This is a genomic window from Shewanella waksmanii, assembly GCF_043643685.1.
In the GTDB taxonomy this organism is placed as follows: Bacteria; Pseudomonadota; Gammaproteobacteria; order Enterobacterales; family Shewanellaceae; genus Shewanella; species Shewanella waksmanii_A.
In genome coordinates this window covers 16,251-31,815 of sequence record NZ_JBHZSN010000003.1, presented here as the reverse complement: position 1 = coordinate 31,815, position 15,565 = coordinate 16,251, and the positions used below count along the sequence as shown (strand labels likewise).

Sequence of the window (15,565 nt, the reverse complement as noted above, 5' to 3'; positions counted from 1 at the left end):
CAAGTTCGTTTACACAGGATCAGAAGTGCTAAAACTCGCCCTTTGGGAGTTTTTTTGGGCTGCCTACTTCTTCGTTGAATAACTTCCCAATAGAACCACTATTACTTAAGTTATTCATCTCGAACTAGTTTGCCAAAAATAGCTCTGAGTAGATCACTTTCTTATGCTGATTGGTATCATCACCCATATCAGTTCATCAACGTCCAGGACACAATAATGACAAAAAAATGGATGAGTTTAGCTTTAATGGCGGTGCCCATGGTTTTATCTCAGTCTTGCAGTTCACTTAATGCATCATCACAACCGGTTGGCGGACAAACTCCGCTAACCATTGAGCGGTTATATGATTCGCCAGCGCTAGCAGGAAGCAGTCCCCGGGGGCTGAAATTATCACCCGATGGTCAGCGAGTGACTTACCTAGCGGGACGCGCTGAAGATCAGCATTTTTACGATCTTTGGCAGATGGATGTGACAACCGGCAAGCAAACTCGTTTGCTTGATGCCGAAAAGCTCACTGTTGCAGAGCTATCGGATGAAGAGAAAGCTCGACGAGAGCGCCAACGTATTTATGGCCAAGGGATCATGGAGTATTTCTGGTCCGAAGATGGCGACAACATATTAATTCCGGCCAGCGGTAACTTATACCTGTTTGCGGTGAATACGGGTAGTGTCAAACAATTACAGATTGGTGAGGGTTTTGCCACCGATGCGCGATTATCGCCTAAGGGCCATTTTGTATCGTTTGTGCGAGAGCAGAATTTATATGTGCTTGAGTTAGCCACTAATAAGTTGACCGCCTTGACCACCGATGGTGGCGGCGCCATTAAAAATGCTATGGCGGAGTTTGTTGCTCAAGAAGAAATGGGGCGTATGACCGGCTATTGGTGGGCGCCAGATGAGTTGGCGATAGCTTATACTCGCGTCGATGAGTCGGCTGTTGAGTTGGTAACACGCAATGAAATATATGCCGACGGTATTAAGTTAACCGAGCAGCGCTACCCTTATGCGGGTAAAACCAATGTCACTGTAGAGCTTGGCGTGGTGAATCTGGCATCGAGACAAACTGACTGGGTAGATTTAGGTGAGAATACAGATATCTATCTTCCCCGGGTTAAATGGTTGCCTGATAGCCAACATCTGTCTTATCAATGGCAAAGTCGAGATCAGAAGGCGTTGGATTTACGGGTGGTTTCACGTGCTAAGCTGAGCGATTCTCGCCAACTGGTGTCTGAGCGCAGTCCTGCCTGGATCAACCTGCACAACGATTTACATTTTTTGAAACAAACAAAACAGTTTATTTGGGCCTCTGAGCGTGATGGCTTTAATCACCTGTATTTGTTTAACCTTGATGGCAGCCTTGCTAAACAGTTAACCCAAGGTGATTGGGTTGTTGATGCGGTTTCTTTTGTCGATGAAAAAAATGGTTGGCTATATTTCACCGGGCGTAAAACTAAAGTGACTGAGCGTCATTTGTATCGCGTGCCGCTAACAGGTGGAGACATTAGCCAACTGAGTCAACGTAGTGGCATGCACTCTCCTGTATTTGCAGACAACCAAGCCATCTATCTCGACTATTTTAATAGTTTAACTCAACCGCCGCAGATTAGTTTGCATAACGATACCGGCGAGCAATTAGTGTGGGTGGAAGAAAATGCTATCAATACTGAGCATCCACTTTATCCCTATTTTGGTCTGTGGCAACAACCTGAATTTGGGCAAATAACAGCAGAAGATGGTCAGGCGTTGCAATATCGTCTGTTCAGGCCCAGCGATTTTGATGCAAGCAAGCGTTACCCTGTGGTTGTTAGAGTATATGGTGGCCCACATGCGCAACTTGTAGTAAACAGCTGGAGTGAACATGACTACTTTACCCAGTATTTATTACAGCAGGGGTATCTGGTGTTTCAGTTAGATAATCGCGGCTCAGCTCATCGCGGCACTGAATTTGAATATGTTATTCATGAACATTTAGGTGAAGCCGAGGTGAACGATCAGAAGGCAGGAGTAGACTTTTTGCGTACTAAGCCTTTTGTCGATGGTGAGAATATTGCGCTATACGGCCATAGTTATGGTGGCTATATGGCACTGATGGGGCTATTTAAAGCGCCGACGCATTTCAAAGCGGCTATCTCAGGCGCGCCGGTGACAGACTGGGCATTATATGACACCCATTATACAGAGCGTTATTTAGGGCGTCCTGTTACCAATGCAAAAGGCTATGAGGCCAGCAGCGTGTTTCCTTATGTGAAAAACTACCAGTCAGGTTTATTAATGTATCACGGCATGGCTGATGATAATGTGTTGTTTGAAAATAGCACTCGGGTGTACAAAGCATTGCAGGATGAAGGCAAGTTGTTCCAGATGATTGATTATCCGGGATCAAAGCATTCAATGCGCGGCCATAAAGTACGCACCCATTTGTATCGCTCACTGGCGGACTTTTTAGATAGGCAGTTAAAAGCTAAACATTGAAACAATAGACAAGCAAAATAATCGCGAATTAGAACTTTCTTATGCCGATTGGTATTAGTTGCAGCGGACACAGTGCCCTGTTGCTGTGATAACAAAGCCTGGCTGTATCTAGCCGGGCTTTTTATTACCGCTGTTTTTATTGCAAGGGAATAGACTAAATCGCCGTGGCTTTCTTGGCTATTTTTATGACAGGTACAAAAAAGCCAGTCAATCGACTGGCTTTTAAATTGCCTAGTTAACTAATTAGGCTTCTTCTAAGTTACCGCAGAAACGATAGCCTTCACCGTGAATGGTTGCGATGATTTCTGGCGTATCAGGTAAGCTTTCAAAGTGCTTACGAATGCGACGGATAGTCACGTCTACTGTACGGTCATGTGGCTTAAGTTCACGGCCAGTCATTTTCATCAGTAGATCTGCACGAGTCAAAATCTTACCTGGGTTTTCTACAAAGTGCAGCATAGCGCGGAATTCACTACGAGGCAGTTTGTAAGATTCGCCTTGAGGACTGACTAAAGAACGACTGTTGATTTCTAAGCTCCAACCATTGAAACGGTAGAATTCAACGGCACTCTTCTCTTCAGACTCAGTACCAGTACTGTTCACGCGAGTAAGCAGGTTACGCGCACGGATAGTTAATTCACGTGGGTTAAATGGTTTAGTGATGTAGTCATCAGCACCAATTTCAAGACCTAAGATCTTATCAACTTCATTATCACGACCTGTTAGGAAGATTAGGCCGATGTTGTTGATTTCACGTAGTTCACGAGCAAGCAATAGACCATTTTTCCCTGGTAGGTTGATATCCATCACTACCAAGTTGATCTTGTTTTCTTGCATCGCTTTATGCATCTCTGCGCCATCATTAGCTTCTGAAACCACATATCCTTCTGCTTCAAAAATGCTTCTTAGCGTGTTTCTGGTTACGGCTTCATCTTCAACAATCAGAATGTGCGGGTTTTGCATATTTAAGTACCTAAGTATTTGTTCAAATCTGTTCTAACCATGAGCGCGTGCTACGGCTGCGCCCCATCTATATTACTGACAATTACTGATTCACGTCGGTGCTCTCAAAAACTAGCCTGAAACAGCAACACACTTCATGATTAGTAAAGTATGCGTATCTCTATATTTTTAGGAAACGCGAACTGTATTCACTTCGATTAACAATAGTAGAGAATAGTTCCCGCTACTAGTTAATTATTTTTAAGCTTTAAATGCGCTGGCTGGTCACGCCTGCATTTTATACAGAAATGTTGGTTTATTCGTTACTTGCGTGTCAGTTAGTCGAAGTAACTGTGTGTGCAGCATTTCATGGTTCAAAAATGCTAACCAACAAGAATCATTGTACTCGTTTTAGGCATTTGTTAACAAATGAAATGTTAACAAATTTACTTTGGGTTTTGAGGTATATCACACAGGGTGATCTAAGTTGTTGATTTTTAACATTCATAAAAAAATCATTTTGGTGATCGAGATCACACCTGTAAGATAGGTCTGAGTATTTGCTATAATATTTCGAACCAAATTTGGAACTTGACGGCAATGAGTACTGTTAATCACCCCCTATGGCAATGTTATCAACAGACCCAATTTTTGTTTACTCAACCCCTTTCTGCGCAACTCTCTTTCGCTATTATTACCGCTCATAACCCCCAAGGTAAGATTTTAAGTAGCTGTCAAAATCGTTTACTTGATAGAAAACTCCAGCGGGAAATTGAAAAATTGGACTATCCTTATCGTGCCACAGTAGGGACTTCTGTCGATCGCAGTCATATGGAAAAAAGTTGGGCAATAGCCATAGATAAGCCCGCTGCAGTTGCGCTGGGTTTAGCATTTAAGCAAAATGCTATTTACTTCGTTGAAAATGATACTTTGCAGCTTGTACCTTGTTTGCTGACCCATACAGAAACTAACATCGGTCGCTTTTCAAGTCGGGTGAATTTAGTGAGTGAGTTACCGGATAATTGTTAAAAGTGGCCGTGCATGTATCGATTTTTAGCTAAGTAAGCGTCATTGCATTGTTAAATGAATAAAAATCACTGTTTTATCAATTTGCGGCGTTGACATTATTTAGCCAAATTTGTTAGTTTTGCGTCATTGGTATGGAAAACATACCAATACAGAAGAGGAGCACTAACTAGGTAGTAAGCTTGAGGAGACCAAACTCCATTGACAGCTTATGAGGGAGATTAGTGCCGAGATATTGCCATTGTGTTTGGGTCACAGCAATATCGGTCGTGTAGGCTGAATCCTAACGATTGTCACCTGTTTTTTGGTGGAGAGCTTCTGGTGACGATCGCTTTTCCCTAATTCTAGGGTGTGTAATCTTTACACCAGGCTCTTCGAACGAAGTAAGTTCGGAGCTTAATATGTTTATCATTTCAACATTTTTACTTGTTTCTCTGCTACCTGCGGAGGAATGCTAATGTCTATTGCTAATCAAATTGTAGTGGCTAAGTTCGGTGGTACATCAGTTGCCGATTACCTGGCTATGAGTCGTTGTGCAGATATTGTATTGGCTAATCAGCACACTCGTGTGGTGGTAGTTAGTGCGTCTAGCGGTGTGACCAACTTGCTGGTAGAGCTTACTCAAGCAACTTTAGAAGAAGATCGTCGTAAGCAGGTCATTAAAGAGATCGCTTCCATTCAGTATCGAATTTTGGATGATTTAGGTCGACCAGAAGCGGTGGCCGCTAAAATTGATAGTGTGCTGAGCCAAATTGATAATTTGAGTGAACAACTCATTTTAAACCGCAGTAAGCAGATCATGGATGAGTTGTTGGCTCAAGGTGAGCAGTGTTCTTCTGCCTTATTCGCTGCAGTGCTGCGTGAAAAAGGTGAGTCCGCGTCCGCATTTGATGTTCGCCAAGTATTAAGAACAGATAGTCACTTTGGTAAGGCTGAGCCGCAGATTGAAACGATTGCCCATTTAGTTGAAGGGCAGTTACAACCATTACTAGCCAGCCAACGTATTGTGACTCAAGGCTTTATTGGTGCAGATGAGCATGGTACGACAACTACACTCGGGCGAGGAGGCAGCGATTATTCAGCAGCATTGCTTGCTGAGGCGTTGAAAGCTGATGCCGTTGAAATATGGACTGATGTTGCCGGTATCTATACTACCGACCCTCGTTTGGCGCCCAACGCCAGACCTATTGCTGAGATTAGTTTTAATGAAGCGGCAGAAATGGCTACTTTTGGCGCTAAAGTGTTGCACCCTGCAACGATATTACCTGCCGTTAGGCAAAAAATTCAGGTTTTTGTGGGCTCTAGTAAAGAGCCTGAGCGCGGCGGCACCTGGATTCGTCACCAAGTCAGTAATGAACCGGTTTATCGCGCCGTTGCTGTCAGACGTGACCAAACGCTATTGAATTTGCATAGTTTGCAGATGTTGCATGCACAAGGTTTCTTAGCTGAGACTTTTTCAACCTTAGCCAAACATAAAATCAGTGTCGATTTAATTACCACCTCAGAGGTTAACGTGTCACTGACGTTAGACAAAACAGGATCGGACTCTGCTGGCAATGGACTATTAAGCGAGTCACTGCTGCAGGAGTTGTCACAACATTGCCGAGTGAGGGTGGAAGACGACTTAGCGCTTGTGGCTATTGTTGGTAATAAAATTGCCTCAACAGCAGGTGTTTGTCGTCGCGTGTTTGAGGTATTAGAGCCCCATAACGTTCGTATGATTTGTCAAGGAGCAAGCCCGCACAACTTGTGTGTTCTGGTTGCTGAATCAGAAGCAGCTCAAGTTGTACAAGCATTGCATCAAAATCTTTTTGAAGGATAACAGCATGTCATTTACTCAGTCCCATTTGAAGGTGGGGGAATTAGCGACCGGCCATGAGCTGAATGTACCGATTTTTAAGTTTACAGGTACTGATGCTAATGCGCCCACCGTCTATATTCAGGCCAATGTTCATGGGGCTGAGGTGCAGGGCAATGCGGTTATCTATCAGTTGATGCAGTTGTTGGAGCAAAGCACGATACTTGGCGATATCGTATTGGTTCCATTGGCTAACCCATTAGGGATTAACCAAAAGAGCGGTGAATTTACGCTTGGGCGTTTTGATCCGATAACTGGGGTGAATTGGAATCGTGAGTACTTTAATCATCAAGTAGACGTACAAGATTGGTATGTAGAGCATCAACATCTTGATGATGCTGCGTTGATAAGCGCCTACCGCAGCCACTTAGTGGCAGCTTGCCAGCAACGACTGGATAACCCATGGGGAATTACCAGCGGCCATCTATTGGCTGTTAGTTTACAGAAAATGGCCCATGAAGCTGATGTGGTATTGGATCTGCATACCGGCCCCAAATCTTGTAAGCACTTGTATTGTCCGACTTATGCCCATGATCGAGCCAAGTTATTTTCTATTCCTTATACCTTAATGATCCCCAATGAGTTTGGTGGTGCTATGGATGAGTCCATCTTTTGTCCATGGTGGCAATTGAGTGAGTTTTTGCGCACGCAAGACAGAGAGTTGCCCGTTGCTGTTGACGCATTCACCCTTGAGTTAGGCAGCCAAGAGCACATTGATTTACACGATGCTAAAAATGATGCGTTGGGAATCATGGCTTATTTTAGTGCTAAGGGGGTGATTGAAGAGCACGTGGCCCCAGCACAGATGCAACGCTTTGGTTGTTACTTGCAAGACTACAAAAAATATCATGCACCGCTTGGCGGAATGGTTGAATACAAAGCGCCACTGGGCGAGTTACTGGTTGGTGGAGAGCCGCTAGCTAATATTTTACGTCTGGATAAATATGGCACAGATCAGGTGCTAACATCTTTGTCACTGCCCGATGATTGTGTACCGATATTGCACTTTGCTTCGGCTTCGGTTTATCAAGGGACTGAACTATATAAAGTGATGACGAATTTGTTTGAGCTTTAGATGAGTATTCCCTCCCTCTTTAATCGGCACGAAACCTTACAATTTGTCATATGAAATAATTAATTTGTTGCCAAATGCGGTTGTGGTCGTATTTGGCAGGTTTGGCTCCAGCTGAGTAACACTTTCTTTACACTTTTGTCGTAATACATAGGGATTACAAGCAAAATTGATATTGCTTGTTTTCTAATTTGTTTTTTTGTTGTTTCTTTTGTGTTAATAATGTTGGTTCGTCAGTCGAATGTGCTGATGAGCCTATTTTTGCTTAGTAGATCTTCTGGGAAGGGAGTGGCTAAGTTAGGTGTTGTTCAGGAAGTAATAAAACAAAAGCACAACAAAGTGTTAAGGAATTGACAAGTGAAAACTAAAATTGCTATTGCAGTATCAACTGCATTATTAAGCATGGCAGCGAGTGCGGCAGTCGATGCCCCTCAAGTTACCCAGCTTGATACAGCCGGATTAAAAGCAAATATCTCCCCTGTAAACTCAAAGCCAGTAGCACAACAAAATATCGTACGTACTCGCGCCGTTTTTACCCCTGAAGCAGATTTAGATGGCGGCGTATACAGATATTTTGTGAGGTTGAATGAGAGCCCTGTGGCCTTATATGAAGGCGGCATTCAAGGTTACAAAGGCACATCCGTTGCAGATGTTAATCAGAACAGAAAGCTTGATGTAAATAGCACAGAAGTTAAGTCTTATCGTTCGTTCTTGAATGCTAGACAAGACCAAGTGATCCAAAAAGCGACCTCGATACTTGGAGAACTTGAAGTTAAACAAAGAACCACCCTTGCTTATAACGGCATGGTAGTGGAAATGACTCAAGCGCAAGCAAAAAAACTGGCTAAAGTAGCTGGTATTGCTCAGATTCAACGCGAAATTCTACGCCAGCCTACAACGGATTCTGGCCCAACAATCATAAAAGCACCGTCTGTTTGGAGTGGTGAAGCCACAGGTACAGAAAGCCAAGGCGAAGGTATGATCGTTGGTATCATTGATACAGGTATCAACAGCGATCACCCTTCTTTTGCCGACGTAGGCGGTGATGGTTATGATCATACTAACCCTTGGGGCGATGGTGTTTACTCAGGTGATTGTGCTTTAGATTATCCAGAGCTTTGTAACGATAAGCTTATCGGTGTTCACAGTTGGCCAGCTGTGACTGATTTATATGCCGATTACGATCCTGATGTGCCAGCAAATGGTGAAGACCATAATGGTCATGGTTCTCATACTGCAGGAACGGCCGCCGGTAACGTGTTGATTAACGTTGATGTCCCTAACGTAGATGCACAAAGCACTGGTGTTGTATTTGAGCGAGTTTCTGGCGTTGCTCCGCATGCTAATATTGTATCTTATCAAGTATGTTTACCTGGTGAGAATGATGCTATTCGTTTCTCAGGATGTCTTCCATCACTTACTGTACTTGCTGTAGAGCATGCGATTGAAAATGGTGTCGATGCACTTAACTACTCAATTGGTGGTGGTTCAAGCAATCCTTGGTATGACGCAGATGCATTAGCATTTTTGTCTGCCCGCAAAGCAGGTATTCATGTGGCGACTTCCGCTGGTAACAGTGGACCTGGTCCTGAAACAGTGGGCTCACCAGGTGATGCACCATGGCTAAGTACTGTTGCTGCTTATACACACGACCGAGACTTTTCAGATAAATCTATTAGTGGTTTTACTGGTGGTGATACTCAAGCACCAGGCGAGTTAACTGGTAAAGCAATGACGGGCGCTGTATCAGGCGCAATTGTGTACGCTGGTGATTTTGAAAACGCCAATGATCCTGATAACGACCCAGCGCAGTGTTTACAGCCATTCCCTGAAAACACATTTGCTGAAAACACCATTGTTATGTGTGACCGTGGTGCGATCGCCCGTGTAGATAAGGGACGTAATGTTAAGGCTGGTGGTGCAGCAGGTTTAGTATTAGGTAATTTGCAAGGCGGTGCGACCAGTGTGGTTGCTGATGCCCATGTATTGCCAGCTATCCATGTTGATGCTGATAGTGGTGATGCTATTCGCGCATGGTTAGCTAGTGGTGATGGTCATATGGCTAGCATCTCTGGTACAGAAGTGATTCAAGATGAAAAACTTGCTCGTATAGCGGCTGGTTTTACTTCTCGTGGACCAAATAAATCTGTTCCAGATGTTATTGCTCCGTCAATTGCTGCTCCTGGTGTAAGTATTTTTGCAGCTTATGCTGATGATCAATCAGCAGGCTTTAAAGAGAATCCAGATCCAAGTGACTATGGCTTCTTAAGCGGTACATCTATGGCAAGCCCGCATGTTGCAGGTGCATTAACCTTGCTGGCAAGCATTCACCCTGAATGGACACCAGCAGAGGCACAGTCAGCTTTAATGCTTACTGCTGACCAAAATACCTATAAAGAAGATGGCGCCACGGCTTCTGATTTCTTTGACATGGGTGCAGGTTATGCCAATGTTGAAGCTGCTGCTAAAACTGGTTTAGTCATGGATGAGACCTACGTTAATTACGTAAAAGCTGATCCAAGCTTAAATGGTCGACCTTCTGACATTAATTTGCCCACCATGGCTAACTCTCAGTGTATCGATACTTGTACATGGACACGTACCGTTAAAGCAACCCAAAACGCTAGCTGGGTAGCGAGCGCTATGGGAGTTACAGATGGCTTTAATGTGACAGTATCACCTTCGGAGTTTGAGTTGGAAGCGGGTCAAACTCAGGAGTTAACCATCACTGCGGATGTTAGTGCTGCAGATGCGGGCTGGAATTTTGCAAATGTAAAATTGGCCGCTGATGGATTACCTGAGGTTAAGCTGCCAGTAGCTGCTAAAGCAAATGCCAATAACCTACCTGCAAGCTTTGACATTATGGCTGGTCGAACAAAAGGAACCATGACATTTACCGGATTGGTTTCTAAAGAGTTAGACACGTTTACAGCCGCTGTGTACGATAAACCATCATATCTAGTGGAGCCGCAAACGTTAGCAGTGACAGATGGCGATCTAGCTTTTGTTGCTTATAATTTCCCTGCACTATCTAACTTGATTTTCACTACATCTTCTGAGGCGGCACCTGATGTCGACTTACGTATCTTAGATGAAAACTTCACTAATATTGCTAGCAGTGCAGGTCCTACATCAGATGAGCAGGTGGTGTTAACAAATTTCCAAGGCGGACTACTTTACATTGTTGTCGATGCATATACACCATCAGCGCCCGGAGCAACAGATGATGTATTATTGGAAATTTCATCAATTTTACCAGATGCTGATAAGCAAAGTGATGATGTAACCGTTGAAGCCGATGGCAATGCTGATAACTTTTCGCTTAAGTTCAACTGGGATACCGATACGTATTCCTGGGGTGTTGTAGCACTTGAGTCTGAAGATCAAAGTGTGTCTGTACAAACTTTATATACGCTAACTCGCCGAGATGACATTGCAATTATGACCAGTCTTTCAGATGACATGGTTGCTGGTGACAGTTCTGCAGTGAGCTTTGAAGTGGAAGCTAACTTTACCGGAGCAGATAAAGAGCATACGTTCACTGCGGTTATGCCAGAAGGGCATGGTGCTACGAATATTACTCATGATGGTGTATTAAACGGTAATACTATTACTTGGAACGTTGTCCAAGAAAGCGATACGGTTGAACCATTATCTGTAGGTTTTGATTTTGTTCCAGGTAGAGCGGGTACCAATCAGGAATTAACGCTAACTGCGTCTTTCGGAGAGGATACTATTGAGGAAGTTGTATCATTTGGTGTTGAAGAGGTTGCACCTGTTGCAATGGCTGACTCACCAAGTTGGGTTGTGGAAGGCCAAACCGTGACGGTCAGCGCATCAGGTTCTTATGATATGAATAATGATGAGCTTACTTATCAATGGGTACAAACTGCCGGAGCACCAATTAATTTCGATGCTACAGCGGAATCCTTTAGTTTTATTGCGCCAGATGTTAGCAGTGAAGGTGTGATTCTTTCATTTGATGTGACTGTATCTGATGGTAACGGTAACTCAGATGATGCATCGACAGTAGTATCAATTACTGAAGCTAAAAAACTAGATACTGGTGGAGCGCTAGGTTGGGTTGGCCTGATGCTAGTACCATTGGTTTGGCTACGTAGAAAGCTATCAAATTAAGAAGTCATAAATGATAAAAAGGCTAACGTAAGTTAGCCTTTTTTTATGTTTACTGGTTTATTGGTGTTTCCATATTCGCTTCTATGGCTTTACGGCACGAACAATAGGGTTTTGTAGGCTAATTAATGTCTCTGTTGATTGAATTTCATCAATCGATTGAATCCGATTAATCAACACATGTTGCAAGCCATCTATGGATTGGCACATGACTTTAACAAAGACGCTGTAGTTACCGGTGGTGTAATAGGCTTCAGTAACTTCCTCTAATGCATTTAGCTTTGCTAGGGCAGCCGGGTAGTCTCCTGCACTTTTTAAGTTGATACCAATAAAGCAGCAAACATCATAGCCTAGTGCTTTTGGGTTCACGGTAATTTGCGCACCTGTAATGATGCCTGCTTGCTTCATTTTCTCAACGCGTACATGAATCGTACCAGCGCTAACGCCAAAACGTTTTGCCAGCTCTGCAAAAGGTGTACGGGCTTCTTCCATTAACGCCGACAAAATTTGATTGTCGAGCTGATCTCGTTGAAATGATGTTTCCATAAATTTTTACCGGTATAGCCATGGGTTTATTATTAATTTATCTAAAATAATATTGTTATTCGATAAAAATAATTAAAAGTTTGAGAAAACAGCGTTTTCAGGCGACTGTGGTTATTGATTGTCCAATAAGGTAGTAAAAGGGATATCGGTAGAAAAGGTTAACGTTTCGCCGCTGTAGGGCTGTTTGATAGTCAAAGATTGCGCATGCAACTGTAGCCTTGGCGACAAGCTTTTGGCTAGCGGATCGGCGTAAAAGCTGTCACCAAGAATCGGGTGCCCGAGCGCCATCATATGCACTCTAAGTTGGTGAGAGCGGCCTGTAATTGGCGTTAGTTTAACGAGTGTAGAGCGCACTCCATAACTGATAACTTCATAAAATGTCGTTGAAGGTTTGCCCAGCTGATGATCCACTTTTTGTTTAGGACGATTTGGCCAGTCACAAATAAGTGGTAGCTCAACTTTTCCTTGCGGGATTCTGACGTGTCCCGCCACTCTGGCATAATAGGTTTTCTGAGTTTCCCGTTCACTGAATTGGCGTTTTAGCTCTTTCTCAGCACTGCGTCTAAGGGCAATAACGATAATCCCAGAAGTTGACATGTCCAGTCTATGAACAACTTGCGCATTAGGGTGCTGCTCAAGTACACGTTGGTACAAGCTATCTTTGTGTTCTGGAGCGCGTCCAGGCACAGAAAGCAGGCCAGACGGCTTATTGAGCACAATAATGTCTTTGTCCTGAAATAGGATATCAAGCCAAGGCGTTTTGGGTGGGTTATACGTAAAGTCAGTCATAGCCACTAGTTGGTAGGTTAATCGGCTGCAACAATACTGATAATTTTTATCCTGTGCAAGTTGGAACTTTTTGTATACAAAAACTGAAATCGTAAAAGCATGTGAATTTTACGCATCTTCTATTGATTTCATGGGGTTATATTGGTCTAGTAGGCATATTAGTAAGACACATAATAACTAAATGGCATTAGCATGTTACCCGAGAAGCGCTTTTTACTATCTGATAGGCTAGTTGACCCTAATCACTGCACCATCTCTTTTACAGATACCGTTAATAAGGTTGAACTGCGTGCCATGCAGGTTTTGTTGTGTCTGATAGAGCATGCTGGTAAACCGGTTAGCCGTGACATGCTGATTGAAACAGTCTGGCGCGGCGGTCATATATCTGACAATGCAATTAATCGCATTATTGGTCTACTTCGCAATCAACTCGGTGACAATGCTAAATCTCCTCAATTCATAAAAACCGTGCCGAAAGTAGGTTATGTGCTCATTTGTCCTGTGAGTGAAGTGGAGGAAACAGAAGAGGAAAGAGTACTAACTAAGCTGTCAAAGAAAGAGTTACAACATAGCGATGTAACGAGTTGGAAGAATCGCGTATTTTGTTCTTTATATCAACATACTCGAGTTTATATCGGCTTATTAGTCGTTATGAGCATTTTTTTCTGTTACTTATTCTTAGCTCAATCTCCTACAGTACACTCTCCAGTCGTCGCTAAGGTTTCACCATTGACCTTTCTTGAGGGGCAGGAGTTTGCTCCTTCTTTGTCTCCTGACAGTAGTTTGCTTGTTTTTTCTCATAGAAATGAAGACAACATGCGTTGGCGCTTGGGACTGATGCATATGAAAACCAAAGAAATTAGCTTTTTATCAAGCGCCTTCGAGAATACAAATTATCCCTCATTTAGCCCTGATGGAAGAAGTGTCGCTTATATAGGGTTTAACTCTTCTGGCGAGTGTGAGATTCGCATAGTTTCTATCGAGAATGGGGGCTTTGCAGAGTCGAAAACAGTTACTCAATGTAAACAAAATTCTGTAAGTACGAGTATTGCTTGGCATCCGTCTGGCTTAAGTTTGTATTACACTGATGAAAACTTATCAAACAAATATATGTCAGCCAAAATGGTATTTTCTGTCTCGATCAACGGAAAGAATAAAAGGCAGTTAAGTCAGCCTTTTAATGTTGGACGGGGTGATTATGCTATATCGGCCTCCCCCGATGGAAAAAAACTGGCGGTAATAAGAAACGTTAAATGGTTTCAGAGTGTCGTGATGTTGTTCTCATTGGATAAGGGGAGTTGGGAAACTCTGTTTACTGTTGATTACCCGCTTAATAGCATTATTTGGAGCTCGGATAGTACTAAGTTGACATATAGGGCGATTACTGGTCATTTAAATGAATATGATTTGAGTACCAAAGAAGACTTGGAAGTGGCCTTAGTTTCACAGCGGATATCAAGGCCTATGTCTAATGCTAATGGAGATGTAGTAGCAGTTGCTGGTAATTATTATTCTTCTGAAATATGGAAAATTGATAATCCATTTGAGAATAAAAAACAAAACATAATTAGCAATCGTTTTATACACTCTAGTAGTAGCGATAGTAGTGGTGTGCAGAGTCTAAATGGAGATACTGTTTTTTTATCTAGTCGCAGCGGTACTCCCGAGGTGTGGATTAAAAAGTCTACTGGGGTAGAGTATCAAATTAGCCAATTTAATCGTTATGGAATAATTCGTCAGCTTAGCTTTTCAATTAATAGTAAACGACTGTTGGGGACGTTTAATTCAAGAGTTTTTATATATGATTTTGAAACAAAGTACATGGATTTTGTTGAAGGTTTGGATAATGTATTAGCTGTTACATGGGGTAATGGTGAGTCCGAGATTATTATTTCAAGGGAAAACCTAGGGAATTGGTCATTAGATATATTTGATACCCAACAAGGTAAGGTTATTCGTTCACTTTCAGAAGATGGGGTTTACGGTAAGTATAGCGAGAAAAGAAATAGTTATTTCTACATTGAACGTAATGATAACAGCTTATGGGAATCAACCGAAGGTAAACCTCATCTTGTAAGAAGCAATTTCAAAGTTACGCATCCAACCGCTTGGCAGATCGTTGGTAATTCTGTATACCGCATTAATATAGCTGAGCATAACTCAGTTATAGAGCGATTAGATTTATCATCTGCAAGTGTTCACTCTATAGCTTTAGGCAGTGAATCATTTCAAATGAGTGGTTTGTCAATTTCTCAAGATGGAGATATTTTGGCTAATAAGGTTTCTCTCGGAAAGATGGATGTTGTGAAAATAAAATATTAATTAACATAAGTTGTTGATTTTAAATGATATCACTTTTTTATCACTTTTGCGTTATGGTTCGTTGTTGTGACCAGAGTTAGTTTTTTACTCAGACAGGTTAATCAAGTGTTCTTAATTAACGCTAGGTCAAATGGACTTTACCCTGGGTTCATTTTACGCCTGACAATGACGCTCAAGACTTAAACAGTATCTGGTCCATACTGTCTAAAAATTTAGAGTAATGCTCCTATATTCTCTAAAGAGTCTTAAAGTGAACTCTTGTCTAGCTTCAATCTACTAAGTGTTACGCTTATTAACCTGTCTCCCAATTTATAAGTTTAGCTGATGCAAGTTTATTTATCTTAAATTCATTTTGGTAACTAACTTGTTAAGCTAAATCAGGTTGAAATTATTCTGTTAAATTG

9 protein-coding genes and 1 riboswitch are annotated in these 15,565 nt (G+C 42.5%); of the genes, 6 read left to right on the top strand and 3 right to left on the bottom strand.

The window, feature by feature from the left end:
* Window positions 1-216 precede the first annotated feature (216 nt).
* Window positions 217-2,472, top strand: a complete 2,256-nt coding sequence (locus ACHUFW_RS05225; protein WP_394201198.1) for a S9 family peptidase — start codon at window positions 217-219, stop codon at window positions 2,470-2,472.
* Between the two features lie 243 nt (window positions 2,473-2,715).
* Here the strand turns inward: ACHUFW_RS05225 and arcA are convergent, their stop codons facing one another.
* Window positions 2,716-3,435, bottom strand: a complete 720-nt coding sequence (gene arcA / locus ACHUFW_RS05220; protein WP_394201196.1) for a two-component system response regulator ArcA — start codon at window positions 3,433-3,435, stop codon at window positions 2,716-2,718.
* 579 nt (window positions 3,436-4,014) lie between these two features.
* Here arcA and ACHUFW_RS05215 point away from each other — a divergent pair.
* From ACHUFW_RS05215 to ACHUFW_RS05200, 4 genes are all read left to right on the top strand, one after another.
* Window positions 4,015-4,443: a DUF3293 domain-containing protein gene (locus ACHUFW_RS05215; RefSeq protein WP_394201194.1), complete on the top strand. Its 429-nt coding sequence runs from the start codon at window positions 4,015-4,017 to the stop codon at window positions 4,441-4,443.
* 144 nt (window positions 4,444-4,587) lie between these two features.
* Window positions 4,588-4,766: riboswitch (Lysine riboswitch) on the top strand.
* A gap of 131 nt (window positions 4,767-4,897) precedes the next feature.
* Window positions 4,898-6,262 carry a lysine-sensitive aspartokinase 3 gene (gene lysC / locus ACHUFW_RS05210; RefSeq protein ID WP_394201193.1) on the top strand — a complete coding sequence of 455 codons (1,365 nt, stop codon included), beginning with the start codon at window positions 4,898-4,900 and terminating at the stop codon, window positions 6,260-6,262.
* A 4-nt stretch (window positions 6,263-6,266) separates the two neighbouring features.
* Window positions 6,267-7,373, top strand: a complete 1,107-nt coding sequence (locus ACHUFW_RS05205) for a succinylglutamate desuccinylase/aspartoacylase family protein (protein ID WP_394201191.1) — start codon at window positions 6,267-6,269, stop codon at window positions 7,371-7,373.
* Between the two features lie 354 nt (window positions 7,374-7,727).
* Window positions 7,728-11,507: a S8 family serine peptidase gene (locus tag ACHUFW_RS05200; RefSeq protein WP_394201189.1), complete on the top strand. Its 3,780-nt coding sequence runs from the start codon at window positions 7,728-7,730 to the stop codon at window positions 11,505-11,507.
* 81 nt (window positions 11,508-11,588) lie between these two features.
* On the opposite strand, the gene asnC is transcribed toward ACHUFW_RS05200, so the two are convergent.
* Window positions 11,589-12,050: a transcriptional regulator AsnC gene (gene asnC / locus ACHUFW_RS05195; RefSeq protein ID WP_028772105.1), complete on the bottom strand. Its 462-nt coding sequence runs from the start codon at window positions 12,048-12,050 to the stop codon at window positions 11,589-11,591.
* Between the two features lie 111 nt (window positions 12,051-12,161).
* Window positions 12,162-12,839, bottom strand: coding sequence for a bifunctional tRNA pseudouridine(32) synthase/23S rRNA pseudouridine(746) synthase RluA (gene rluA, locus ACHUFW_RS05190; protein WP_394201187.1), 678 nt, complete (start codon window positions 12,837-12,839; stop codon window positions 12,162-12,164).
* Between the two features lie 192 nt (window positions 12,840-13,031).
* On the opposite strand from rluA, the gene ACHUFW_RS05185 reads away from it, so the two are divergent.
* Window positions 13,032-15,161, top strand: a complete 2,130-nt coding sequence (locus tag ACHUFW_RS05185) for a winged helix-turn-helix domain-containing protein (protein ID WP_394201185.1) — start codon at window positions 13,032-13,034, stop codon at window positions 15,159-15,161.
* Window positions 15,162-15,565 lie beyond the last annotated feature (404 nt).

Coding starts and splice junctions, on each gene's coding strand:
- rluA (WP_394201187.1), bottom strand. CDS start 12,839: ATGACTGACTTTACGTATAACCCACCCAAAACGCCTTGGCTTGATATC.
- ACHUFW_RS05185 (WP_394201185.1), top strand. CDS start 13,032: ATGTTACCCGAGAAGCGCTTTTTACTATCTGATAGGCTAGTTGACCCT.
- asnC (WP_028772105.1), bottom strand. CDS start 12,050: ATGGAAACATCATTTCAACGAGATCAGCTCGACAATCAAATTTTGTCG.
- ACHUFW_RS05215 (WP_394201194.1), top strand. CDS start 4,015: ATGAGTACTGTTAATCACCCCCTATGGCAATGTTATCAACAGACCCAA.
- lysC (WP_394201193.1), top strand. CDS start 4,898: ATGTCTATTGCTAATCAAATTGTAGTGGCTAAGTTCGGTGGTACATCA.
- ACHUFW_RS05205 (WP_394201191.1), top strand. CDS start 6,267: ATGTCATTTACTCAGTCCCATTTGAAGGTGGGGGAATTAGCGACCGGC.
- arcA (WP_394201196.1), bottom strand. CDS start 3,435: ATGCAAAACCCGCACATTCTGATTGTTGAAGATGAAGCCGTAACCAGA.
- ACHUFW_RS05225 (WP_394201198.1), top strand. CDS start 217: ATGACAAAAAAATGGATGAGTTTAGCTTTAATGGCGGTGCCCATGGTT.